Annotated in this window: 17 protein-coding genes and 1 pseudogene; 6 read left to right on the top strand and 12 right to left on the bottom strand. The window is 70.6% G+C overall.

Going from position 1 to position 22,156, the window contains the following annotated elements; all coding sequences use genetic code 11:
- Positions 1-84 precede the first annotated feature (84 nt).
- The 6 genes and pseudogenes from WME73_RS19075 to WME73_RS19050 all read right to left on the bottom strand — a co-directional run bounded on the left by WME73_RS19075 (position 85) and on the right by WME73_RS19050 (position 5,333).
- A complete protein-coding gene (locus WME73_RS19075; protein ID WP_437746830.1) occupies positions 85-1,299 on the bottom strand; it encodes an aminotransferase class V-fold PLP-dependent enzyme in 1,215 nt (404 codons plus the stop codon).
- A gap of 359 nt (positions 1,300-1,658) precedes the next feature.
- Positions 1,659-2,288 carry a substrate binding domain-containing protein gene (locus tag WME73_RS19070; protein WP_437917408.1) on the bottom strand — a complete coding sequence of 210 codons (630 nt, stop codon included), beginning with the start codon at positions 2,286-2,288 and terminating at the stop codon, positions 1,659-1,661.
- Between the two features lie 87 nt (positions 2,289-2,375).
- A pseudogene (locus tag WME73_RS19065) lies at positions 2,376-2,480 on the bottom strand (LysR family transcriptional regulator); the annotation flags it as partial.
- Between the two features lie 84 nt (positions 2,481-2,564).
- Positions 2,565-3,968 carry a multicopper oxidase family protein gene (locus tag WME73_RS19060; RefSeq protein ID WP_437916607.1) on the bottom strand — a complete coding sequence of 468 codons (1,404 nt, stop codon included), beginning with the start codon at positions 3,966-3,968 and terminating at the stop codon, positions 2,565-2,567.
- The gene (locus WME73_RS19055) at positions 3,965-4,441 is read right to left on the bottom strand and encodes a hypothetical protein (protein ID WP_437746828.1); all 477 of its coding nucleotides are present in this window, start codon (positions 4,439-4,441) and stop codon (positions 3,965-3,967) included. The genes WME73_RS19060 and WME73_RS19055 overlap by 4 nt, the downstream gene beginning before the upstream one ends.
- Before the next feature lie 250 nt (positions 4,442-4,691).
- The gene (locus WME73_RS19050) at positions 4,692-5,333 is read right to left on the bottom strand and encodes a TetR/AcrR family transcriptional regulator (protein WP_437916605.1); all 642 of its coding nucleotides are present in this window, start codon (positions 5,331-5,333) and stop codon (positions 4,692-4,694) included.
- Positions 5,334-5,396: 63 nt separating this feature from the next.
- Here WME73_RS19050 and WME73_RS19045 point away from each other — a divergent pair, with 63 nt between their 5' ends.
- Positions 5,397-6,266 carry a sterol desaturase family protein gene (locus WME73_RS19045; RefSeq protein ID WP_437916604.1) on the top strand — a complete coding sequence of 290 codons (870 nt, stop codon included), beginning with the start codon at positions 5,397-5,399 and terminating at the stop codon, positions 6,264-6,266.
- A gap of 17 nt (positions 6,267-6,283) precedes the next feature.
- Here the strand turns inward: WME73_RS19045 and WME73_RS19040 are convergent, their stop codons facing one another.
- From WME73_RS19040 to WME73_RS19030, 3 genes are all read right to left on the bottom strand, one after another.
- Complete coding sequence (locus WME73_RS19040) at positions 6,284-8,761, bottom strand: heavy metal translocating P-type ATPase (RefSeq protein WP_437916603.1); 2,478 nt, start codon at positions 8,759-8,761, stop codon at positions 6,284-6,286.
- A 202-nt stretch (positions 8,762-8,963) separates the two neighbouring features.
- A complete protein-coding gene (locus tag WME73_RS19035; protein ID WP_437746824.1) occupies positions 8,964-10,379 on the bottom strand; it encodes a sigma-54-dependent transcriptional regulator in 1,416 nt (471 codons plus the stop codon).
- The gene (locus tag WME73_RS19030) at positions 10,376-11,872 is read right to left on the bottom strand and encodes a sensor histidine kinase (RefSeq protein ID WP_437916602.1); all 1,497 of its coding nucleotides are present in this window, start codon (positions 11,870-11,872) and stop codon (positions 10,376-10,378) included. The genes WME73_RS19035 and WME73_RS19030 overlap by 4 nt, the downstream gene beginning before the upstream one ends.
- A 268-nt stretch (positions 11,873-12,140) precedes the next feature.
- On the opposite strand from WME73_RS19030, the gene WME73_RS19025 reads away from it, so the two are divergent.
- The 5 genes from WME73_RS19025 to WME73_RS19005 are packed head-to-tail and all read left to right on the top strand — an operon-like array spanning position 12,141 to position 19,470.
- On the top strand, positions 12,141-13,061 hold the full coding sequence (locus WME73_RS19025) for a hypothetical protein (RefSeq protein WP_437916601.1): 921 nt from the start codon (positions 12,141-12,143) through the stop codon (positions 13,059-13,061).
- A gap of 37 nt (positions 13,062-13,098) precedes the next feature.
- Positions 13,099-14,367, top strand: a complete 1,269-nt coding sequence (locus WME73_RS19020; RefSeq protein ID WP_437916600.1) for a TolC family protein — start codon at positions 13,099-13,101, stop codon at positions 14,365-14,367.
- Complete coding sequence (locus WME73_RS19015; RefSeq protein ID WP_437916599.1) at positions 14,364-15,008, top strand: hypothetical protein; 645 nt, start codon at positions 14,364-14,366, stop codon at positions 15,006-15,008. The genes WME73_RS19020 and WME73_RS19015 overlap by 4 nt, the downstream gene beginning before the upstream one ends.
- Positions 15,005-16,183 carry an efflux RND transporter periplasmic adaptor subunit gene (locus WME73_RS19010; protein ID WP_437916598.1) on the top strand — a complete coding sequence of 393 codons (1,179 nt, stop codon included), beginning with the start codon at positions 15,005-15,007 and terminating at the stop codon, positions 16,181-16,183. Before WME73_RS19015 ends, WME73_RS19010 begins: the two co-directional genes overlap by 4 nt.
- An 8-nt stretch (positions 16,184-16,191) precedes the next feature.
- The gene (locus WME73_RS19005; protein ID WP_437916597.1) at positions 16,192-19,470 is read left to right on the top strand and encodes an efflux RND transporter permease subunit; all 3,279 of its coding nucleotides are present in this window, start codon (positions 16,192-16,194) and stop codon (positions 19,468-19,470) included.
- Here the strand turns inward: WME73_RS19005 and WME73_RS19000 are convergent.
- From WME73_RS19000 to WME73_RS18990, 3 genes are all read right to left on the bottom strand, one after another.
- The gene (locus WME73_RS19000) at positions 19,364-19,651 is read right to left on the bottom strand and encodes an STAS domain-containing protein (RefSeq protein ID WP_437916596.1); all 288 of its coding nucleotides are present in this window, start codon (positions 19,649-19,651) and stop codon (positions 19,364-19,366) included. The two genes, WME73_RS19005 and WME73_RS19000, sit on opposite strands and share 107 nt — an antisense overlap.
- A 580-nt stretch (positions 19,652-20,231) precedes the next feature.
- Entirely contained in the window at positions 20,232-20,804 is a 573-nt protein-coding gene (locus WME73_RS18995; RefSeq protein WP_437746816.1) for a hypothetical protein, read from the bottom strand.
- Between the two features lie 2 nt (positions 20,805-20,806).
- Positions 20,807-22,156, bottom strand: coding sequence for a hypothetical protein (locus tag WME73_RS18990; protein ID WP_437917407.1), 1,350 nt, complete (start codon positions 22,154-22,156; stop codon positions 20,807-20,809).

Here is a 22,156-nt window from a genome sequence, read left to right as displayed (position 1 = left end):
CCCATGCCTCGGGCGAACCCGCCCGCCGGCGTTCCCGGTGCTGCGTGGTCCGTTCTTCGCGGTGCGCGCTTCCGGCGTCCTCTGTCAGCTTCGAAACCGATGGGCGACATCCACCAGAGCTCTCGCCAAACGGTCGACGTCATCGACCGAGGTATACAAGGCGGGGGTCACCCGCACGCAGTCACCTTTCGCGAGCCCGCCGCGGCGCACCGTGAAGATCCGGTGCGCGTCCATCAGATAATCGGCGATCGCCACGTTGTCGGCCTCCGAGGTTCGCCCGGCTATCCGGAACGACGTGATCGCCCCGTACATCTCCGGCTCGTCCGGGGTCAGCACCTCGACGTTACCGATCTGTCTCACCCGGCTGACCCAGCAATCCCGCAGGTAGCGTAGCCGGGCCTGCTTCGCCGCAGCGCCCAGCGCGAGATGACAGTCCAACGCGACCGGCAGGGTAAGGAAGGGGGCGATGTCGAGCGTGCCCGAGTGAACCCGGGAGCGCACGTCGTCTGCCGGGTGGAGCTCGTCGGCGAGGAAGCGGTCGATGTCGGCGGTCCGACCCTTGCGGATATAGAGGAAACCGACGCCGAGCGGTGCATTGATCCACTTGTGCAACGAGAACCCAGCAAAATCCGCGTTCAGGTCGCCGATCGTGAAGTCCAGCTGACCCCAGGAGTGGGCCGCGTCGACGATCACGTCCACGCCGGCGTCCCTGGCCATGGCGACGACCTCGCGCACGGGCACAACGAGGCCGGTGCGATTGTTGATATGAGTGAGCAGAAGCAGCTTGACCCGTGGGTGCTCGTGCAGCGCCCTGGCGTAGGTGTCGAGGACGGCCTGCCTGGTCGGCGGTTCCGGGATCGAGATGGTCACGACGTCCACGCCGCGCCGATCGCGCAGCCAGTTGAAGGCGTACTGGCAGCTGTAGTAGTCGACGTCGGCGTACATGACAGCGTCCCCGGGGCGCAGCCGGTTATAGCCCCCGATGAGGTTCTGCAGCGCCTCGGTGCCGCCCCGGGTGAGCGCAATCTCCTCCTTCGATACGCCCGCCACAGCGGCAAGCCGCTCGCGGACCCGTTCCTCCTCGCCCTTGTAGGTGGTACGCAGCAGGTACGAGCTCGAGTCGTTGAGCCGCCTGGTGTTGCGCAGGTACTCACGGTACACCGGCTCAGGCATGATTCCATAGTAGCCATTTTCTAGGTTGGTGAAGTCTGGACTCACCTGGTACTGGCGAGCGATCCTGCGCCAGAACCGCTCGTCCCGCGCCAGCGCCATCGGGTCGCTCCCCGCCGGTGCAGCCACGGGGGTAGCGTCTCCCGCCTCGGGATAAGCTGCCCGGCATGCTCCAAGGGCAGCGGCGACCGTGGCGATTTCAGCAAACAAGCGACGCCTGGATAGGGTCATCCAGTTCCTCCATCAAATCCGGCATGGCTACGTGTCCACCCGTCAACTGGCGAGTTCGCCCCTCTATCGCGCACGTCCTCGTGTGCCTGGCGAGGTCATCAGGCATGGAGGCACCAGGTCCCACGGCCGCCGGTATACCCGGCACCTCCTGGCGAGATCGTTAGCTGATCATCTTGGGACCGACCACCGTGAAGTATCCGCTCGGCGACCCCCTCAGGCCAGTGGACGGGCGCTCGCGTCGGGCTGCGCCAGGCGTCTCACGAACGGGGTGATCCGAGCAGCGTGGAGGCGAAGTCCAGGAAGACCCGCACCCTTGGGATGACGTGCCGCGGGCTCTGGTAGAGCGCGTGGATCGGACGCTCGTCCACGGCGAACTCATCGAGCACGGTGACCAGCGCCCCTGACGCGAGCTCGGGCGCGATCATGAAGTCGAAGACCCAGGCGAGCCCGGCGCCAGCCACGGCCAGCGCCTTGAGCGCGTCGCCGTCGTTGACGCTGAGCGAGCCAGTGGGCTCGAACCGGAGCGCCCCGCTCTCTGCACGGAAACGCCATGGCACGACACGGCTCTCGCGGACGAACGCGAGGCAACGGTGCCGCTGGAGGTCCTCCGGCGTCGCCGGCGGCCCGCTCCGGCGCAGGTACTCCGGTGAGGCGCACACGAGCATCCGCGTGACGCCGAGCCTCCGCGCCACGACCTGGGCGTCCCGGAGATGCCCGATCCGCAGGCTGACGTCGACCCCCTCCGCTGCCGGGTCGATCACCGCGTCCCGTCGCCGGAGATCGAGCTCGATGCGTGGATGCTGTGCCAGAAAGCCTGGCAGCGCGGGCACGAGCACGAGCCTCCCGAGGACCGCGGGCGCCTCGACGCAGAGGCGTCCCTCGGGGATCCCGCGGGCGTGCGCGATCGACTGCTTCGCGGCCTCCAGCTCCTCGAGGATGCGCTGGCACCGCTCGAGGAAGGCGCGGCCTTCGTCGCTCAGCCGGAGCGCGCGCGTGGTCCGGTGGAACAGACGGACGCCGAGCTCGCCCTCGAGCTGCGCGATGCGCCGGCTCGCCGCCGAGGCGGTGATGTGCAGCGTCCGCGCCGCGCCCCCGCTCGCGCGTGAAGTCCATCATGATCGACCGAGGCGACCGAGACCGCCTCGGCGAAGGTGAGCGGGTCCTCAGGGCCCGACGTGGATCTCGCCCATCATGCCGCGCTCGGTGTGCTCGAGGATGTGACAGTGATACATCCACATGCCCGGCTCATCGAAGCGCGTCACGATGCGCACGGTGGACCGCTGCGGCAGGATCACGGTGTCCTTGTTGGCGAGCTCCTCGTCGGCCACCGGCACATCGTCCCTGGCCAGGACCTGGAAGAAGAAGCCGTGGAGGTGGAACGGGTGGTCCATCTCCGCGTCGTTCTTCAGGTCATAGACATGGACCGAGCCCTTCTCGACGTCGAGCGGCGGGACGTCCGGAAACGCCTTGCCGTCGATCGTGAACGTCAGCTTGCCATCGACATACCCCTCGTCGAACGTGATCGTCGCCTCCGCCGGCCCGCCCGGTAGCCGCTCGATGGCGGGGCCCGTCTCGGGGAGCGTGCGCCCGGACAGCCGGGGCCCCTCGCCGATCCGCACCCTGGCGAGCGGCATCGGCTCGGCCAGTCCGGTGTGGTGCCCGCGCTCGTAGGGCTCGTTCATCAGGGTGAGCTCCGTTCCCGGCTCGCCGTCGGCGATCAACAGCACGTCGTAGCGCTCGCCGGGAGAGACCAGGAGCCTCTCGGCATCGTACGGCTTCGGGATCAGCCCGCCGTCGGTGCCGATGACGCGGAATGTGTGGCCCGGGAGCGCCAGGTTGAAGAAGCGCCCGTTCGCCACGTTGACGATCCGGAGACGCGTGAGCCCGCCCGGTTGCACATCGAGCGCTGGCATCACGTGGCCGTTGACGAGCACGACATTGCCCTCGCGGCCCATCATGATCGTGTCGTCGTCGAGCTCTTCATTGAAGGTCCCGTCCTTGTTCAGGGACACGTCCCCGAGCACGGCGATCTTCTCGACATCGGCCTCCGGCTCGTTCGGTCCACGCACCCGGATGAGGCCGAAGAGCCCCTTCTGGATCTGCTCCGGCTCCATCACGTGCGGGTGGAACCAGTAAAACCCGGTGTCCCGCAGCGTGAACTGGTACGTGAACGTCTCGCCGGGCGCGATCGGCTCCTGCACGGCCATCACGCCGTCCATCTCGTTGGGCACCCGGATACCGTGCCAGTGGATGGTCGTCTCTTCCGGCAGGCTGTTCTTGAAGTGGACGATCAGCGTGTCGCCCACGTTCGCCTCGATGAGAGGCCCGGGGACCGCACCGTTGTAGGACCAGACCGTGGTGGTCGTGCCCTCCAGGTAGGTCTTCTCTGCCTCCTTGGCCTCGAGGTCGACCTCGACGATCCTGGGATCGGGGTTCCTGTCGGGCGCGGCGGCGGGCTCGCCCCAGGCATCGGGGGCGGGCGGCTCCTCTACCCGATCGGCGGCGCACCCGGCCGCGAGCAGCGACAGCAAGGCGACGCCCGAAAGAGCACGCGAAAGCCGTATCAATGTTCGCTCTCCTCGTCGGTGGGGTTGCCGGACATCTCGTTGGAGTACCCGGAGTAGACCTCGCCCACCTTGCAGCGAAGACGGTACGTGTACTCCATGTCCTCCGTCGCATCGGAGTCCATGTAGGCCTTCTTCGATCCTGCGACGGTGAAGGCGACGGCGTAGTCGTGCATCGGGTCCTTGCGCTCGGCCTCGATCTGATCGCACTCCGGCTGCGGCACCCACTCGACGTGAAGCACGTCCAGCATCGGCATCACGAACGACAGCACCGGCGCGTCGGGCGCCGTCGCCGGAGGCCCGCCGCCGCTCCCGCCTCCCTCTCCAGTACCGCCGTGCCCCCCCGTGCCGCTCGCTGCTCCCGCACCGCCGCCCCCTCCCGTGGCGCCGGCGGAAGAGCTCCCCGTCTCCGAGCCTCCGCAGGCGGCGAGGGCGAGGCCGACGGCGGCGAGGCCGATGAGTCGAGAGTAAGCCATGACGGTGTCTCCTTGCTGGTTCCTGGTATCCCCTGAATGTAACCTATTTGGTCACAGCGGCGAGGTGCAGCGGGACGCCGCCGCTTGTTCTAGGCACCAGCGGGCCAGGCGTGACGCGCGGACACGTTTTTTTCGCCCGTGTCGCCCAGAGGCGGATGCCCGCTACGCTCTTCGATCCGTCCGCTGACCGGCAAGGCGAACAGGTTTGCTCTCCGTAGCTTCCGCCTGGACGTGCTGGCGCGGCTGCGCCTCACTCCCTCCGCGTCCGTCCGCTCGCCGCGGCCCGCTCGTCCGCGAGGACCCGCTGCAGCAGCGCCGTGCTCTCCTCCGCCATCCGCTCCGGTGAGCACGGCATTCCCTTGTGGACCCAGCTCGTCATCAGCCGCACCAGCGCCGCCGCCGCCGCCTCGCAGCGGAGCATGAACAGGGCGCCCTCCTCCGGCGCCATCCGCGGAGCGTACAGGCGGCAGATGCTGCCCTGAAGGATGTCCTCCAGGGAGCGCGTCAGCACCCGCTCGCTCTTCTCTGCGGACAGGAGCTTGCGCACCAGCTCGTGCATCTCGGCGAGGTGGCGGTAAAACGGCAGGAAGTCGAACGGACGTCCCGCATCCCGCAGGGACAGCGCCCGCAGGTGCTCGTGTCCGAACAGCAGCAGCTGCTCCTTGTTCTCGTAGTGCGAGTAGAACGTGGACCGCCCGACGTTGGCTCGATCGATGATGTCCTGGATGGACACCTCGTCATAGCCCTTCTCCAGGATCAGCGAGACCAGGGCGTCCGAGAGCAGCTTCCGGCTCTTCTGCACGCGCCGATCCGCGATCTTGCCGGCGGCCCGCGTCCTGTCGCCGCCCCTGTCCCTGTCCTCGTTTCCGGACTTTTTCGAGCTCTTGTTCACTAACGTTCAATCCGCGGTCCGTGTCGCTAGGTGGAAGAGGCGCCCGACCTCAGCATCCATCCCATGCGAGGAACGCTGATCTGGATGACGAGCCGCCTGCTGTACCCGCTGCTGCTGGCGGTGACCTTGTACATCATCTACGCCGCCGTGACGCAGGGCTGGGACCTGAGCCGCGCCCTGTGGGGCTACCTCCTGGGCCTGACCGTCTTTCTCATCACCGTCGAGCGCCTGCTGCCGCTGTCGCCGGACTGGGGCATGACCCGCCAGAGCTTCTGGCGCGACCTCAAGTACCTGCTGGCCTCGGGCGTCACCATCGCGGTGGTGCGGACCGGCTTCGGCACCCTGGCCCTGTGGCTCAGCGAGCGGCATCAGGGCCCGCTCGCCAGCGCCTCCGTGCTCCTCAGCGTGGGGGTCTTCCTTGTGGTCTTCGAGCTGCTGCAGTACTGGTTCCATCGCCTCAGCCACGAAGGCAACGGAGCCCTGGGGCGCTTCTTGTGGAAGGTCCACCTGGCGCATCACCTTCCGGATCGCGTGTACGTGGTGATGCACGGCGTGTTTCACCCTCTCAACGCGCTCATCTCGGCGGTGCTGATCCAGTCGACCCTGCTGATCTTGGGGCTGTCGCCGCAGGCCGTCTTCGCGGCGATGTTGCTCATCGATCTGCAGACGATGATTTCGCACTTCAACGTCGACATCCGCGCCGGATTCCTGAATTACGTGTTCATCGGCACCGAGCTGCACCGCTATCATCACAGCGCCGACATCGACGAGGCCCGGAACTTCGGGACCGTACTTCCGCTGTGGGATCTGGTCTTCGGGACGTTCGTGTACCGGCCGGACGCGGCCCCGCGCCGCCTGGGCGTCGACCGCTCCGCGGGCTATCCGCCGTCGCAGCAGTTCTGGCAGGTGCTGGCCCTGCCGTTCCGACGCTGACCTATTCGCGCCTTCGATCAGAGCTCGACCCGGCGGAGCCGGAGGGCATTGCCGATGACCGACACCGAGCTCAGGCTCATCGCTGCGCTGGCGAGCATCGGGCTGAGCAGCACCCCGAGGACCGGGTAAAGAACGCCCGCCGCGACCGGCACGCCGAGCGCGTTGTAGACGAACGCAAAGAACAGATTCTGTCGGATGTTGCGCATCGTCGCCCGGCTGAGCTTCCGCGCGCGCAGCAGCCCGCGGAGGTCGCCGCGCACGAGCGTGATCCCGGCGCTCTCGATGGCGACGTCGGTCCCGGTGCCCATGGCGACGCCGACGTGCGCCTGCGCGAGCGCGGGCGCGTCGTTGATACCGTCGCCCGTCATCGCCACGATGCGGCCTTCGGCCTGGAGGCGCTTCACGACCGCGGCCTTCTGATCGGGCAACACCTCGGCCTCGACGTGCTCGATGCCGAGCTTCCGGGCGACCGCCTCCGCCGTCGTGCGGCTGTCGCCGGTGAGCATGATCAGGCGGATGCCCTCCTCGCGGAGGAGACGGACGGCCTCGCTGGTCGAGGCGCGCACCGGGTCGGCCACGCCGACGATGCCGGCCGCCTTGCCATCCACCGCCACGAGCATCGCCGTCTGGCCTTCTTGCCGGCGCTCCTCGGCTCGGCGCGGGAGATCATCCGGCGGGATACCGAGCTCCTCGAAGAGCTTGAGGTTGCCGAGCGCGACCGAGCGCCCGGCCACCATGCCCACCACGCCCTTGCCCGTGATCGACCGGAACCCCTCTGCCGGCAGGAGCTCGAGCTCCTGCTCGAGGGCCCCGGCGACGATCGCGCTCGCGAGCGGGTGCTCGCTCCCGCGCTCGAGGCTCGCCGCGAGCCTGAGGATCTCGTTCGGCGGGAGGTCGCCCAGCGTCGCGACCGAGGCGAGCTTCGGCTTGCCCTCGGTGAGCGTGCCGGTCTTGTCGACGACGAGGGTGTCGACCTTCTCGAAGGTCTCGAGCGCCTCGGCGTTCTTGATCAGGATACCGGCCGTCGCGCCCCGCCCCGTCCCGACCATGATCGAGATGGGCGTGGCGAGGCCGAGCGCGCATGGGCACGCGATGATGAGCACAGCCACGGCGTTGACGAGCGCGTGGGAGAGCCTGGGCTCCGGCCCGACGAGCAGCCAGACCAGGAAGGTCAGCGCCGCGATCGCGATCACGGCGGGCACGAAGTACGCGGCGACGGCATCCGCGAGGCGCTGGATGGGGGCGCGGCTGCGCTGGGCCTCGCCCACCATCTGGACGATCCGGGCGAGCAGGGTGTCGCGCCCGACGCGATCGGCCCGCATCACGAAGCCGCCCGTGCCGTTGACGGTGCCGCCGACCACACGGGCGCCGGGCGTCTTCTCGACCGGAATGGGCTCGCCCGTGACCATCGACTCGTCGACCGCGCTGCTCCCCTCGAGGACCTCGCCGTCGACCGGCACCTTCTCCCCCGGCCGCACGCGCAGCCGGTCGCCTGGCTGCACGAGCTCGAGAGAGACGTCCTCTTCGTGGGCGTCCGCGCCGATACGCCTGGCGGTCTTGGGGGCGAGGCCGAGGAGCGCCCTGAGCGCGCTGCTCGTCCGGCTGCGGGCGCGGAGCTCGAGGACCTGGCCGAGCAGCACGAGCGAGATGATGACGCTGGCGGCCTCGAAATAGACCGGGACCACGCCGCCGTGGCGGACCGAGTGGGGGAAGACGCCGGGCGTCAGCGTGGCCACGACGCTGTACGCGTAGGCGGCGCCCGTGCCGATGGCGATCAGGGTGAACATGTTGAGGTGCCGAGTCCTGATCGAGGCCCAGCCGCGCTCGAAGAACGGAGCGCCACACCAGAGCACCACGGGCGTGGCGAGGGCGAGCTCGATCCAGACGAGCCATCGGTCGAGGAGGAGCTGCACCGGCTGGCCCGGGAGCATCTCGGACATCCCCAGCACGAGGACAACGAGGCTCAGCGGGACGCTGATCCAGAAGCGCCGGGACATGTCCGCGAGCTCCGGGTTCGGCGCGTCCTCGAGCGTCACCGTGCGCGGCTCGAGGGCCATCCCGCAGATCGGGCAGGAGCCCGGCTCCGTGCGGACGACCTCGGGGTGCATCGGGCAGACGTACTCGACGCGCGTCGCCTGGGCCGGATCGAGCGGCTCCAGGGCCATCCCGCACGAGGGGCATGTTCCCGGTCCGGGCTGTCGGACCTCGGGGTGCATCGGGCACGTGGTGATTCCCTGGGGGGCCGGCGTGGGCGCTCCTTCGGCCCTCGCCCCGACGGGCGCGTACTTCTCGGGCTCCGCTTGGAACTTGGCGAGGCAGCGCTGGCTGCAGAAGAAGTACGTTCGACCGCCGTGCTCGTGCCGCCCCGCGGCCGTCTCGGGCGAGACAGTCATCCCGCAGACCGGATCCTTCATCTGCTCTCGGTCCAGGTCGGCAGGAGCAGGGCGGCCGTGCTCGTGAAGGTGGCCGTGATCGTGGTGATGCCCGTGGTTCATGTCGTCTCCCTCCTCGCCGACGAGCGCGGTTCGGGTTTCTTACATCCCAGGCACCCCGCGGGCGCCGCTTGTCGCTTCGCGCGGCCGCCCGGCGCTCCCGCAGCAGACGGTGCGCAATGACGCCCGCGATGGCGGGCGAGCAGGACCATGGTTTCCGGCGTTCGAGGCGCCGGCTCGCCCATGTTCCGCGGTGAATGCCCGCTCAGTTCTTCGATCCGTCCGTGCCCCGGCGCTCCTCGCGGAAGTCGTCGGCGGAGAGGCCGCAGCGGCGGAGGAGCCGGTAGAAGCTCTCCCGCTCGACGCCCGCGTGGGCGGCGGCCTTCAGCACGTCGCCGCGAAAGCGGCGCATCACGGCCTCCAGGTAGCGCCGGTTCATCTCCTCGCGCGACGCGTCGACCGCCTCCCGATACGAGAGCTGAGCGAGGTCCACGTCGCTCGAGCTCGTGAGCCGGAGCGGGCTCGCCCCCTGCACCTCGGACGGCAGCGACTCGAGGCGGATCTCGCTCGTCGTCTCGATGACCAGCGCCCGCTCGACGGCGCTCTTGAGCTCGCGCACGTTGCCAGGCCACCGGTACATCTGGAGCGCGCTCATCGCCGCCGCCGAGAACCCGGTCGCGGACGAGCGCGACTGCGGCGCTCGCTCGGCGAGAAACCGCTGCGCCAGGTGCGGGATGTCCTCCGCGCGCTCGCGCAGCGGGGGCAGCTCGACGACGCAGACGTTGAGCCGGAACCACAGGTCCTCGCGGAGGGCGCCCGTCTTGACCATGGCCCGGAGGTCGCGGTGCGTCGCGCTGATGAGCCGCACGTCCACCTTGCGCTCGCGCGACTCGCCGATGCGCCGCACCGCCCGCTCCTCGATCACCCGCGTGAGCTTCGCCTGGACCGTCGGCCTGAGCTCGCCGATCTCGTCGAGGAACAGCGTGCTCCCGTGCGCCTCCTCGAAGAGCCCCGCCCGGTCCGTGGCCGCGCCCGTGAACGAGCCGCGCGCGTGCCCGAACAGCTCGCTCTCGATGAGCGAACGGGGGATGGCCGCGCAGTTGACGGCGATGGGGCGGTGCGACGCGCGGGACGAGTGCTCATGGATGGCGCGCGCCACGAGCTCCTTCCCGGTGCCTGTCTCGCCCAGGATGAGCACGCTCGCGTCCGTCGGCGCCACGCGCTCGATGAGCTGGTAGAGCGCCCGCATCGCGGGCGAACGCCCCGTCATGCCCGCAAAGCCCTGGGCATCCGGCGCTTCCTGCTCGCCCTTCAGCACCGCGGCCTGCGCCGTGGCCCGCTCGACCAGCGCGCGCAGCTCGTCCGGGTCGAACGGCTTCGTCACGTAATCGTAGGCGCCCTCGCGCATGGCCTGGACTGCGGTCGGGACCGACGCATACGCGGTCATCAGGATGAAGGGCACTCCGGGCCAGCGCGCGCGCACTGCCCGGAGCACCTCCAGCCCGTCCCCGTCGTTCATGCGCAGATCGCAGACGACGGTTGTGACCGGCTCGGTTTCAAGGATCTGGAGCGCCGTTCGCACGCCCCGCGCCGTCAGGACCTTGGCGCTCTTGCCGAGCACCTTGGAGAGCAGCGCCAGCATGTTCGCCTTGTCGTCGACGACGAGCACTGTCGGCTTCATGCGCGCTCCTGGCTCTCCCTTGCTTCCTCGATGAGGACGCCCGGCAAGTCGATCACGAACTGGGACCCGCCTCCCGGCCTGGGCTCCGCCCGGATGGTCCCGCCGTGCGCGGTCACCAGACCATAGCAGACCGCGAGGCCGAGGCCGGTGCCGTCGCGGCGGGTCGTGAAGAACGGCTCGAAGAGCCGCTCGCGCGCCGCCTCGGGAATACCGGCTCCCCGGTCCAGGACCTCGATCCGGTAGCCATCGTCCTGCCGCCTTCCGCGCACGAGGATATCGTCACCTTCCGAGGTTCCAGAGGTCGCCTCGCGCGCGTTGGTCACGAGGTTGACGATGACCTGCCGGATGCGGAGCGGATCCACGTTGATGAAGAATTGCTCGGCGTCCACGAGCGGGACTTGGTCGCGCCGCCCCGGCCCGCCGTCGCAGTGCGAGGCCGCGTCCCTGAGAAGCTCTTCGGCCTGCACGGGGCGCGGCGAGAGGATCGGAGAGCGCGCGTACATGAGCAGCTCCTCCGCGATCCGCTGGCAGGCCGCCGCTTCCTCGTCGAGGATCGAGAGCTCCTCGCGGAGCTCGGGCTTCTCCGCCTCCTTCGCCATCGTCTTCACGTAACCGCGGATCACGGCGATGGGGTTGTTGATCTCGTGCGCGACGCCGGCGGCGACGCGGCCGACCGCCGCCAGCCGCTCCGAGGCGACCAGCTCGGCTTCGGTGCGCGACAGCGCGTCCAGCATGCGGTTGAACGCGTCGGCGACCGCCGCGAGCTCCACGGCCGCCACCGGCTCGACGCGGGCGCTGCGATCTCCAGCGGTGACGCGCCCGGCGACGCGCTCGAGCGAGGCGAGCGGGGTGGAGAAAGAGCGCCAGAGCTTGCGCCCGGCGATCAAGGCGAGCGCCGCGGCGAGCGCGCAGACGGCCGTCGCGAGGATCAAAGCGAACCGGATGAACTGCTCAGCCCGGCGCTCGGCGGCCATGGCGCGCTCGTCGAAGTGACGCGCCAGGCTGTCCGCATGTTGCGTCATCCGGTCGACGAGCGCGTTCGCACGGTCGTGCGCGTGGTGGACCTCGTGCGAGTCCTGCCGATCGATGGCGGGGAGGATGGTCATGGAGAAGAGCTGGCTGAGCTCGCGGCTCGTCTTCTCGATGTCGTCGAGCTTCGTGGCCGCCTCGGCGTCGAGGCCGGGGCGTAGCTCGGCGAGCTTCGCGCCGAGCTCGCTCACCCAGGCGTCGTGGTGCGCGACGTGGGAGCGGTCGCGCAGGATGATCGTGTGGGCCTCGTGGATGTACTGCTCGCGCGCGGTGACGCTGAGGAGCGCAGCCCGGCGGGAGGCCACCTCGAAGTCGTGGGCCTCCAGGATCGCGCGACGGGACGCGAGGCCCGTGAGCACGGTGGCGACGCCGCTCACGGCGACCAGGGCGACGAGGAGGCTGATGACCAGGAGCAGCCGGCGGCGGAGTCGATACGGGCGCTGTGGAGCGGGAGGCGGAGCCATGGAGGGGCGCATCCTCGCAAGCTGCGTACCGGGGCCGCAATCGAGCGCTGACGGGCGCGCTGAGCCGCCGATCAGGCCCGGCCGACGCGGTCCCCGCCCCGGCGGGGGTAGTTTGTGACTGAATCGGCCACTGGATCGTGACCGTCGAGGTCACCACGGGGACCGGGCGCCGCGCAGAAGCCCGGAATTCCGGGCCGCGACCGCTTGGCGCGCTGATTGCTGAGGACCCCGCTCGCCAGGGCAAGCACCTCGGCTCCAGGAAAGCACGATGCGCCAAATCCTTCTCTCTCTGCTCGTCTCGATCCCGCTTGTGGCCTGCTCCACGAAGGAGACACCTGGCCACCACCACGAAAGCACCGCCTCGACACAAGCTCCCGCCGCGGCGCCGCCCCCCATGAATGCGCCCCACGACCACGCCGCGAGCACCCGCCCCCACGCGGATCACAACGCTCGTCACGGAGGCCTGGTCACCATGGAGGGCGACAACCACGTCGAGGTCGTGGTCGGGGCCGACGGCGCCATCGACCTCTACGTCAGCGACGCGGTCCGGACGCCGATCCCGCCGAAGGACGTCTCCGGCACCATCACGATCGAGCCCAAGGGCAAGGGCGAGAAGCAGACCCTGACGCTCGCGCCGAATGAGGCGAAGGGCTCGCTCTCGGCCAAGGGCCCGGCGCCGAACAACGCGGATTACACCTGGGATCTGAAGGTCCGCGGCGCGCCGATGAAGATGACGCTCACGGTGCCGGCCAGCGGAACGGCGGCCTTCGCCGACGCGCCCGCCGACCATCCGGCCGGCGACCACGCGCACGGCTCGCCGCATGGCGGCGTCGTCCAGTCGCTCGCAGGGGGTCATGTCGAGGTGAAGCTCGAGAAGACCGGCGACATCACGGTCTGGATGCTGGATTCGGCCGAGAAGCCTCGCTCCGCGAAGGGCGTCACGGCGAGCCTACGGCCCGTCGTCGCGGGGGCGAAGGAGATCCAGCTCGCCTACGACGAGAAGGCCGATGTGCTGCGGGGCAAGATCGATCCGGTCAAGCAGGACCACGTGGACGGGGTGCTCAGCATCACGCCGGCCGGAGGGACCGCGACCTCGCTCCGGTTCGCGTTCCATCTCGAAGGCCATGCGGGGCACGACGGCCAGAAGGGGCACGACCACGCGGGGCACGACCACCACGCGGGGCACTGAGATGACGACCCGGCGGCCGCACCGGACCCGATGCGCGATGTTCGCGGCCCTCGCTGCAACGCTGACGCTCGTGCCCGCGTCGGGCGCCCGCGGCGAAACGCTGACGTGGGCCCAGGTGAAGGCGCGCGCCGCCGCGCGGTCCACCGCGGCGGTGGAGGCGAAGCAGGGCGCGCGCGCTGCACGCGCGGAGGCGGCCGGCGCGGGGCGCTGGCCCCGCACGAACCCCGTGCTCACGGGGGGCGTCGATCTCGGCGCACCGTTCGGACACCCGGAGGACCGGACCTTCTCGGTCGGCATCGAGCAAGGGCTCGACGTCGTCGGGGTCGCGGCCACAGCGGCGCGCGCCGGCCAGCAGAAGGTCGCCGTCGCGGAGCTGGAGGGGGTGGTGCTGAAGCTCGACGGGCTCGCCGAGGCGGCCGAGGCGTTCATCGAGCTCGAGCGAGCGCAGCGCGTGCACGCCGTCTGGACCGAGCTCGACCGGGTCTTCGAGCGCATTGCCGCTGGCACCGCGGCGGCCTCCCGCGCCGGTGAGCGGTCGGATCTCGACGCGATCCTGGCCAGCGCCGAGAGCGCCGGTGCGACGACCGAGCTGGCCGGCGCGAAGGCCGAGCTCGCGCGCGCGCAGGCGCGGCTCGGGGTGCTCATCGCCGCTGCGGAGCCCTCGTCCCTCCGCGTCGCGGAGGCGCCGGTCCGGCCGCCAGACGCCCGTGGCCGCGACGTGCTCGTGGCCGCCGCGCTCCGCCGCCGGCCCGAGGTTGGGCTCTGGCGGGCCCGGATGGGAGAGGCCGAGGCACGGCGCGCGTTCGCCGCACGTGCCGCGCTCCCGGAGCCCACGCTGGGCCTCGGGGTCGAGATGGGGCGAGAAGAGCGCGATGCCGCCCTGGCCAGCCCGGACGGGGCGGCCGGCGTCCGGCACGAGCGCACGCAGCTTCAGATCACGCTGTCCGTGCCGCTGCCGTTCTTCGACCGGAACCAGGCCGAGCGAGCCCGCGCGCTCGCCGACGCGAGCTCCGCCAGCGAGCAGGGCGCGATCGCCGCCCGGCAGATCAGCGCAGCGGTCACTCGCGCGAGGTCCGCGGTCGACGCGAGCTGGGCGGCCCTCGCGCGGTGGCAGGCCATCGCTCCCCGGCTCGACGAGGCGCAGGCGATGGTCGAGAGGGGCTACGCAGCAGGGCAGATCGATCTGTTCGACACCCTCGCCCGCGCCGAGCGCGTCGCCCGCGCGCGCGTCCAGATCCTCGAGGCGCGCGCCGCCTACCTGAAAGCCCGCGCGGAGCTGTCCCGCGCGCTCGGAGAAGAACCATGATGCACAAGAAGCACCTCGCCTGTGCCGTGGCGCTCGCGATGGTTGCGTCGGCCCCGCGCGCCTCCGCGCACGGCGGCGAGGATCATGCGGCGCCCGCCGCGCCGATCGCCGCGAGCACCGGGACAGAGCACGTCGTGTCCGGGGAAACGGCGGTGTTCTCGGTCGTCATCAAGTACCCGGCGAAGAAGGCAGAAGGACCGTTGCCCGCGCGCCTCTACGTCGCTCGGGCCGACTCCAGCGCGCCGGTCGAAGGCGCGCGTGTCCGCCTCGAGCTGAAGGGAGGGCTGACGTTCGCCGCGGACGCGGGGAAGACGGCAGCCGCCGGCGTTTATGAGGTCGCGTTCCCCGCTGCCCCGGAAGGAGCAACGGCCAACGGGGTCGTATCGGTCGAGGCCGGGGACGCCTTCGACCTCGTGCTCGTCGGGGACCTGCGCTTCGGCGCCATCGCGCCCGCCGCCGCGCCGACCGGGATGACGCCGGGCCGGGAGTTGCCCTTCGGCGGCCTGGCGGCGGCCGCGGGAGCGCTGGCCGTGCTCAGCGGCGGGATCGGGTATGCGCTCGGGCGTCGCTCGAGGCGGAAGCCGCCTGCCGCTACCCGTCGCCCCGAGGATCCCTCCGCGCTCCCGCAGGGGGCCTCGTGAGCCGCGCCCGATCCCTGTCCATCACCGCCGCGCTCGCCATCGCCTCGGCCCTCGCGGTCACGGGCCTCGGGGAGCGCGCCGACGCGCACGGCGGCGAGGACCACAGCGTGCCCGCAAAGCCCGCAGCCAGCGCCGCGGCGGACCCGAACGTGGCCCGGGTGCCGATCGAGACCCAGTTCCTGCTCGGGCTGCGCACCGAGCGCGCGAAGCGCGGCGCGCTGGCCACGAGCCTCGGGCAGATCGGCACCGTGGTCGCGCGCCCCGCGGGCGAGCTGGCCGTCGTGGCCCCGACGTCCGGCCGGCTCTTCCCGCCCGAGGGCGGGTTCCTCCGGCTCGGCGACGACGTGAAGAAGGGGCAGCTCCTCGCGACGCTCCGGCCGAGCCTGGGCGGCGCGGAGAGCGCGCAGCTCGGGCTGTCGCGCAGCGACGCCGCGTCCCGGGTCGCCGCCGCCGAGGCGCGACTCGGCCTGGCCGAACGCGAGCTCGCACGACGCCGCGAGCTCAAGGGGATCGTCGCCGAGAAGGACATCCAGGCCGCCGAGGCCGAGGTGGAAATCGCCAGGGCCGAGGTCGCGCGCGCCCGGGCGGACGTCGGGGTGCTCGCGAGCGGGGCGGGCGCGCAGCGGCTCAGCGCGACGATCGACGGGACGGTGGTCTCCGGCCGCGTGAGCCCGGGCGCCCAGGTCGCGGAGGGGACCGAGCTCTGGCGCGTCGTCGATCTCGCGACGCTCTGGGTCGACGTGCGCATCCCGGAGGCGGACGCAGCGCGCCTAGCGGGCGATCGCGCGGAGGTGACGCTCGTCACGGGTCCCGCAGCGCGCTTCGAGGCCAGACGCCTCGCCGTCGCGTCGCTGGTCGACCCGGCGACCCGCTCCGTCCAGGCGCTCTTCGAGTTCGACAACAAAGACCGGCGCGCGCGCGTCGGCGCGCTCGTCAACATCAGCATGGCGGGGAGCGCGCCCGTCGAGAGCGTCGTGGTCCCGGGTTCGGCGCTGCTCGATCGCAGCGGCACGCCCACGGTCGTCGTGAAGACCGGCCCCGAGACGTTCGAGCTGCGCGCGGTCGCGATCGGGCCGAAGTCCGCCGGCGCGATCGGGATCACGGCGGGCGTGACGGCGGGAGAGCGCGTGGTCGTCGACGGCGCCATGGCCGTCCTCCTCGCCGCCGGGGGCTAGCAGGAACCATGTTCGAAACCCTGATCCGCTTCTCCCTCAGGAACCGCCTCTTCGTCATCGCCGCGGCGGCGCTGGTGCTCGTCTACGGGACGTACTCGCTGCTGAAGCTCCCGATCGACGTCTTTCCTGATCTGAATCGGCCGACGGTCACCCTCATGACCGAGGCTCCCGGGCTGGCGCCCGAGGAGGTGGAGACGCTGGTCACGGTGCCCCTCGAGCGGGTGATGAACGGCGCGCCCGGGGTCGAGCGCGTCCGCTCTACCTCGGGCGTCGGCCTGAGCGTCGTGTACGTCGAGTTCGACTGGTCCACGGACATCTACCGCGACCGACAGCTCGTCGCCGAGCGCCTTGCCACGGTGACGGAGCAGCTCCCGAAGGGCGTCACGCCGCAGATGGGGCCCGTCGCCTCGATCATGGGGGAGATCCTGCTGATCGGGGTGCAGGGCGATGGGGTCTCGCCCATGACCCTCCGGACCCAGGCCGACTGGGTGATCCGGCCGCGGCTGCTCACGATCCCGGGGGTCGCGCAGGTGATCCCCATCGGCGGCGAGGTCCGCCAGATCCAGGTCACCGTCGACCCGGCCAAGCTCGCGGCCGCGGCGGTGTCGCTCGACGAGATCTCGCGCGCCCTGACCGGCGCGAACGCCAACGCCACCGGCGGTTACGTCGACCGGCGGGGGCTGGAGTTCCTCGTGCGGACGCTCGGCCGCGCCCGGACCGAAGCGGACATCGCCGCGACCGTCATCGCCATGCGGAACGGGACGCCGGTGACCCTGGCGCAGGTCGCCACGGTGCAAGAGGCCGCGCGCATCAAGCGTGGCGACGGGTCGATCGACGGCAAGCCCGCCGTGATCCTCTCGGTGCAGAAGCAGCCGGGCGCCGACACCGTCGCGCTCACCGGCAGCATCGACAAGGCCGTGGCCGAGCTGCAGAGGTCGATGCCCGCGGGCGTCACCATCAACCCGCACCTCTTCCGGCAGGCGACCTTCATCCAGGGCGCGGTCCACAACGTGGTCGAGGCGCTGCGCGACGGCGCGATCCTGGTCACGATCGTCCTCTTCCTGTTCCTGCTCAACTTCCGGACGACCGCGATCACGCTGACCGCCATCCCGCTCTCGTTCATCGCGAGCGCGCTCGTGTTCCGGGCCTTCGACCTGTCGGTCAACACGATGACGCTGGGCGGTCTCGCGGTGGCGATCGGCGAGCTCGTCGACGACGCCATCGTGGACGTGGAGAACGTGTTCCGGCGCCTTCGAGAGAACAGGGCGCTCGCCTCGCCGCGGCCGGCGATGGACGTCATCCGCGACGCGTCGAGCGAGGTCCGGAGCTCCATCGTCTTCGCGACGATCCTGGTGGTCCTGGTCTTCGTCCCCCTGTTCGCCATGAGCGGCATCGAGGGGCGGCTCTTCGCTCCGCTCGGGGTCGCCTATATCGTGTCGATCCTTGCATCGCTGGTTGTATCCCTGACGGTCACTCCCGCGCTCTGCTCGTATCTCTTGCCGTCCATGAAGCGCATGAGCCACGAGGAAGGCTGGTTGGTGCGCAAGCTCAAGGCCGCGGACCGGCGCGTGCTCGCGGCGTCGCTGCGGCACCCCGGGGCCGTGATGGCGGCGGCAGGCGCGCTGGTCCTCGCCGCCGCGGCGACGGTGCCGTTCCTGGGCGGCGAGTTCCTCCCGCCGTTCAACGAGGGGACGCTCACAGTGAACGTCATCGCCAGGCCGGGCACGTCGCTCGCCGAGTCGAGTCGCCTCGGCACGCTCGCCGAGCAGCTGATCCACGAGGTCCACGAGGTCGTGTCGACCGGGCGGCGGACGGGCCGGGCGGAGCTCGACGAACACGCGGAGGGGGTCCATTATTCGGAGATCGACGTCGATCTCCGGGCGTCCGAGCGCGAGCGCGAGGTGATCCTCGGCGACATCCGCGGCCAGCTCGACAAGATCCCCGGCGTGGCGGTCAACGTGGGCCAGCCGATCTCGCACCGGCTCGACCACCTGCTCTCGGGCGTCCGTGCGCAGGTGGCCGTGAAGATCTTCGGCGAGGATCTCGGCGAGCTGCGGCGCCTCGGCAAGGCGGCGCGCGACGCGATGCAGGGCGTCGCCGGGGTGAAGGACCTGCAGATCGAGCAGCAGGTGCTCATCCCGCAGATCGCCATCAAGGTGAACCGAGAGCGCGCGGCGCAGCTCGGGGTCAACGCGGGTCAGCTCTCGGAGATGCTCGAGCTCGCCCTCGCGGGCGGTACCGTCACACAGCTTCTGGAGGGGCAGCGGACCATCGATGTGGTGCTGCGGTACCCGCCGGAGCTCCGCGAGGACACGGGCGCCTTGCGGCGCACGCTCGTCGATACGCCCAGCGGCGCGAAGGTGCCGCTGTCCGACCTCGCCGACGTGACGGAGAGCATGGGGCCGAACCAGATCAGCCGCGACGACACGCAGCGGCGCATCGTGGTCTCGGCCAACGTGGCGGGGCGCGACCTGGAGCAAGTCGTGAGCAATATCCAGCGCGCCGTGGACGCGATCCCGAAGCCGCCGGGCTACTACGCGACGTACGGCGGGCAGTTCGAGAGCCAGCGCTCGGCGTCGCGGCTGATCGGATGGCTCTCGCTCGCGAGCCTCGCCGGGATGCTGGTGGTCCTGTACTCGCAGTTCCGCTCGTGGACCGTGGCCCTCCAGATCCTCTTGAACATCCCGCTCGCTCTGGTCGGCTCGGTGCTCGCCGTCGTTCTGACCGGCGGGGTCCTGTCCGTCGCGACCCTCGTCGGGTTCATCACGCTATGCGGCATCGCCTCGCGCAACGGCATCATGATGATCTCGCACTACATCCACCTCATGAAGGAAGAGGGCGAGTCGTTCGGTGAGGCGATGATCGTCCGGGGTTCGCTGGAACGCCTCGTTCCGGTGCTGATGACCGCGCTCACCGCCGCCCTGGCGCTCGTGCCCATCGCGCTGTCCAAGGGTCAGCCGGGCAAAGAGATCCTGCAGCCCGTCGCCGTCGTGATCCTCGGCGGCCTGCTCTCGTCGACGCTGCTCGACATCGTCGTCACGCCGGCGGTGTTCCTGAAGTTCGGCCGCAGCTCCGCTGAGCGTCTGGCGAGCGCCCGGGACAGCACGGGCGGCGCCCAAGCCGACCTGGCCGGTGCCCGGGCGCAGTCCGGCGCATGCCGCGGTGCCCGAGGGCGGCCCCTCAGCGCCCGGCCGCCCGGCGTGCCCGCAGCGCGTGGTCGATGCCGCTCTCGAGGGTGCTGCGGACGACGGCGACGCCGTGGAGGCTCTCCTCGATGGCGGCGATGACCCGGGCCATCTGCGGCTGGACGCCGGTGAGCACCACCTCGGCGCCGAGCAGGCGCACGGCCTTGGCGATCTGGACCAGCCCCTGGGCGACCTCGTCCCCGGCGCCGGTGACGCCGGTGACGTCGAGGATCGCCGTACGGGCCCCGCGCTGGACCACGCCGTCGAGGAGGGTCTCGAGCACCTGGCGGGCGCGATCCTTGTCAAAGTCGCGACGAGGGGCATGGCCAGCACGCCTTCGGCGATGGGGATGAGCGGCGTGGAGAGGGCGCGCAGCGCGGCCTCCCGCGTGCGCTGTATCTCCTCCTGCAGCCGCCGGTTCTCCTCCTCGGCCGCCTGGCGCTCGAAGAGCTCGATCTGCTGCCGGGTCACGTCGCGGTGCGTCTCGATGACGTATCTTGCGCCGGCCTCGTCGGTGACGGGGAAGAAGAGCGTGTCAATCCACAGCTTGATGTCGTAGGCGCCCGGCAAGCCCACCCGGATCGGTCGTTCTCGCTCCGGAGCGCCGCGATCGTGTCCAGCTCGGTTTCCTCCATCACGCATCGACCTCGCTCAACCCACCAGACAACGACGGGCGACTCGCTGGCTTGGTGCGCGCCAGGGCAGAGATCGCCCTGCGATCACGTCACCACACCACGCACGTTTCGACAAGCCCCCGCGTGAGCCCCGCCGCCTCGACCTGGCGGCCCTGCACAAGGCGTTTGCTGGCGCACGATCCGTGGTTCCAGCTCGCTATTTCAAGGCAGTGCTACACAGTGTTACTGTTACACGATCTTCCGCAGGTAGTGGAACTTGGGATCCGTCAGATCGTCGGCCGTCAGCGCCCAGCCCTCGTCCCGCGGGATCAGGTAGATGACATCCGACTTCACGCTGGCGAAGCTCACGTGGCCGAGGTTCTGGAGGATGTGGCCAAACACGTCGCGGCGCCACAGGCGGTCCTTGGGGATGTCGCAGACCGTGCGGAGCATCCGATCCGTGGGTGAGCCCTGGATCAGCAGGAACGCCATCGTGAAGGTCAGGTAGCGGGGCTGGCCGCGGTACGGGTCCGGCGTCCCCGACGGCCCCTTGCGCGCGCCCTCCTCCGTGATCATGCCGCGGGACCACATGCCGTAATCGTTGAGCGCCCGGGAGTCGTCGTCGAAGTAGTCCCAGCACCCCTTCTCGAGGGCGTGCAGGTTGGACAGCAGCGCCATCTGCGCGCGGCGGTACTGGTACCACTTGTATTGCAGGCTCATCTTCTCGAACTGGACCTGGACGGCCTCGTGCAGCGTGCGCTGCAGCGTGCTCCCGGGGTCCATGCGCGCACACACCTCCATCGCGAAGATCGAGTGCTCCACGGTCAGCCTCCGTATCCGCCCGAAGCCCGGTTCCACGAGCCGCTCCGGCTGAGGGCCGCGCCGAGGATCACGCCGGTGCCGAGCGCCACGACGACTGGCACCGTCCCGAAGCCGTCCGGGCTCGGCGACACCCCGCTCGACGCGGTGCCGCTCGAGAACGGCGTCGCGCGCTGCGTCGGCACGTACAATTTGCCGGGCCTCGGCGCGCTCGGCTCGACGGGCGCCGGGCGAGGGGGCGGCCCCCACGGATAGTCGATCCAGAACCAGCCGTGCGACGCGGCGCGGCCGCCATAGTAGTAGGGAGGCCAGTCCTCGGTGTCGTTCGCGGGCTTCGGCTCCGCCGGATCGGCGGCAAAGACGCTCGCGGCCATCAACCCGACATCGAGCCGGCGCGACCGGAACGCAACGAGGTCGTCGTTGAGGTCGTCGGACTCGGTCGTGTCCCTCTCCGCGGGCACCACGACCAGCACATGGCGAACCCCTCGGTCCCAGAGCGCCTCGGCGGACGGCAGCCTCGCGACATGCCGGTTGTCGAACTGCGTCGCGTCGTCCGAATAGGGCGAGAGCCGCTGTCGATCGAGGACGAACATCGTCGCGCGGGGGCCGGGATGAGACCGGGCGAAGAGCGGCTGGTAGTACGCCGCCGAGGCGAGCGTCAGGTGCGCCTTGACGACGCCCCGCGGATGCGGCCAGTTGTCGAACGTGAACACCGGGTCGAACGCCTCCGCCGCACCGGCGGCGAAGGCCACCGACTCGGGGCCGTCGAGATCCACGATGACCGCGATGTCGCGGCGGAGGCCGCTGTCCGTCCGGGCGGCGAGGAGCAGCGACGCGAGCGCCTTGCCGCTCCGGTAGGCGCGGTCCATCGCCGCAGTGAAGATCGGCCGGAGCACATCGCCGAGCGGCGTGATGGGCGCCGGATCCCCCCCGGCGACGAGCGTGGGCACCGCCGACGGCGACTCGAACAGCGCGGGCACGTAGTAAGCGCGCGCGCCCTCGTCCGCCGGCCTGAGGTCGGTGGACATCCTCGCGAGCGCGGCCCGGTCGAACGGCTTCTTCGACTCACCGTCGAACGTCACGCTCTCCTGCGCGGCGCCGAAGCTCCAGCCGAACGTCCGCTGCATGTCGAGCGCGCGTTTCCGCTGCACCGCGGTCTCATCGTCCGAGCACCCGTCCGCGGCCACGGCGATCGCGGCCGCCACGCCGACGAGCCCGACAGCGCCGAGCGCGGCCAGGATCGCGTTCCGCCGCGACGCGTCCTTCGGCGCGTCGGCCAGGCCCTTGTGCCACCAGCGCGCCCCGACGATCCCGGGCTTGTCGAGCACCTCGGCGCGCTCGAACGGCTCGTCCAT

The organism is Sorangium sp. So ce302 (assembly GCF_051530145.1).
Taxonomy (GTDB): domain Bacteria; phylum Myxococcota_A; class Polyangia; order Polyangiales; family Polyangiaceae; genus Sorangium; species Sorangium cellulosum_B.
Note: the sequence above shows the minus strand (reverse complement) of the source record. Positions and strands in the feature narration are given on the sequence as shown.

What these genes read in the sequence shown, in the direction of transcription:
- WME73_RS19055 (WP_437746828.1), bottom strand. Translation starts at nt 4,441, where the DNA reads ATGGCTTACTCTCGACTCATCGGCCTCGCCGCCGTCGGCCTCGCCCTC.
- WME73_RS19045 (WP_437916604.1), top strand. Translation starts at nt 5,397, where the DNA reads ATGCGAGGAACGCTGATCTGGATGACGAGCCGCCTGCTGTACCCGCTG.
- WME73_RS19040 (WP_437916603.1), bottom strand. Translation starts at nt 8,761, where the DNA reads ATGAACCACGGGCATCACCACGATCACGGCCACCTTCACGAGCACGGC.
- WME73_RS19035 (WP_437746824.1), bottom strand. Translation starts at nt 10,379, where the DNA reads ATGAAGCCGACAGTGCTCGTCGTCGACGACAAGGCGAACATGCTGGCG.
- WME73_RS19030 (WP_437916602.1), bottom strand. Translation starts at nt 11,872, where the DNA reads ATGGCTCCGCCTCCCGCTCCACAGCGCCCGTATCGACTCCGCCGCCGG.
- WME73_RS19025 (WP_437916601.1), top strand. Translation starts at nt 12,141, where the DNA reads ATGCGCCAAATCCTTCTCTCTCTGCTCGTCTCGATCCCGCTTGTGGCC.
- WME73_RS19020 (WP_437916600.1), top strand. Translation starts at nt 13,099, where the DNA reads ATGTTCGCGGCCCTCGCTGCAACGCTGACGCTCGTGCCCGCGTCGGGC.
- WME73_RS19015 (WP_437916599.1), top strand. Translation starts at nt 14,364, where the DNA reads ATGATGCACAAGAAGCACCTCGCCTGTGCCGTGGCGCTCGCGATGGTT.
- WME73_RS19005 (WP_437916597.1), top strand. Translation starts at nt 16,192, where the DNA reads ATGTTCGAAACCCTGATCCGCTTCTCCCTCAGGAACCGCCTCTTCGTC.
- WME73_RS18990 (WP_437917407.1), bottom strand. Translation starts at nt 22,156, where the DNA reads ATGGACGAGCCGTTCGAGCGCGCCGAGGTGCTCGACAAGCCCGGGATC.